This window comes from Mycobacterium sp. 1423905.2, assembly GCF_001673155.1.
In the GTDB taxonomy this organism is placed as follows: Bacteria; Actinomycetota; Actinomycetes; order Mycobacteriales; family Mycobacteriaceae; genus Mycobacterium.
The window spans coordinates 1-974 of record NZ_LZLE01000126.1; the positions used below are offsets into that span (position 1 = coordinate 1).

The 974-nt window shown below is 59.4% G+C and carries 2 protein-coding genes; one reads left to right on the forward strand and one right to left on the reverse strand.

Features of this window, described 5'->3' with window-relative positions; all coding sequences use genetic code 11:
- Positions 1 to 219: class I SAM-dependent methyltransferase (locus tag A9W95_RS06985; protein ID WP_172826576.1), on the forward strand; the 219-nt coding region annotated here is incomplete at its 5' end.
- 26 nt (positions 220 to 245) lie between these two features.
- On the opposite strand, the gene A9W95_RS06990 is transcribed toward A9W95_RS06985, so the two are convergent.
- Positions 246 to 974 (reverse strand): cyclopropane mycolic acid synthase family methyltransferase (locus A9W95_RS06990; RefSeq protein WP_067410079.1); only part of this gene is annotated, 729 nt, incomplete at its 5' end.

Here is a 974-nt window from a genome sequence, read left to right on the forward strand (position 1 = left end):
GAGCCCGCCGGATTCTCGGTCGAGAAGGTGCAATTACTGGGTGAGCACTACGAGCGGACTCTCAATATGTGGGCGGCCGCCCTCGAGGCCAACCGCGCACAGGCCATCGCCATCCAGTCGCAAGAGGTCTACGACCGCTACATGAAGTACCTGACCGGCTGCGCGAAGCTGTTCCGCCAGGGCTACACCGACGTCGACCAATTCACCTTGGAAAAGTAGCGCAACGACCCCCAGCCCCTCGCCGCCTACTTCACGAGGGTGAACTGGCCGACATTGCTGATCCCCTTGCGGAAGAAATCCTCGCAGCCGATCAAATACTTCATGTAGCGGTCGTAGACCTCTTGCGACTGGATCCTGATGGCCGCTTCCTTGTGAGCCACCAGATTTGCCGCCCACATATTGAGAGTCCGCTCGTAGTGCTCACCCAGTAATTGCACCTTCTCGACCGAGAATCCGGCGGGCTCAGCGAATGTGAAAATATCTTCCTGGGTCGGCAGCTGGCCGCCCGGAAAAATCTCGGTGCCGATGAATCGCGCGAATCTCACGTCGCTCATCGTCAGCTTGATGCCGAGTGCGGGCATCTGCTGCCATTGATAGGTCAAAATGGTGTGCAACAACATCCGACCGTCTTCGGGCAGAATGTGGTGGGCGCGTTCAAAAAACGCCGGCCACCGGTCGGCCTTGAACGCCTCGAAGGCACCAATGCTGACGATCCGGTCGACCCTGTCGTCGAATTCCTCCCAGCCCTGTAGCCGGACTTCGACGCTACGCTCGGTGGGGATGGCGGCCATTTTGGCCTTACTGTAGGCAAACTGGTTGCGACTCAGCGTGATCCCGATCACGTTGACGTCATACTTCTCGATCGCCCGCTGCAGCGCTCCCCCCCAGCCGCAACCGATGTCGAGCAGCGTCATCCCCGGCTCGAGATTCAATTTGCCCAGCGCCAGGTCGAACTTCGCATTCTGCGCCTCTTC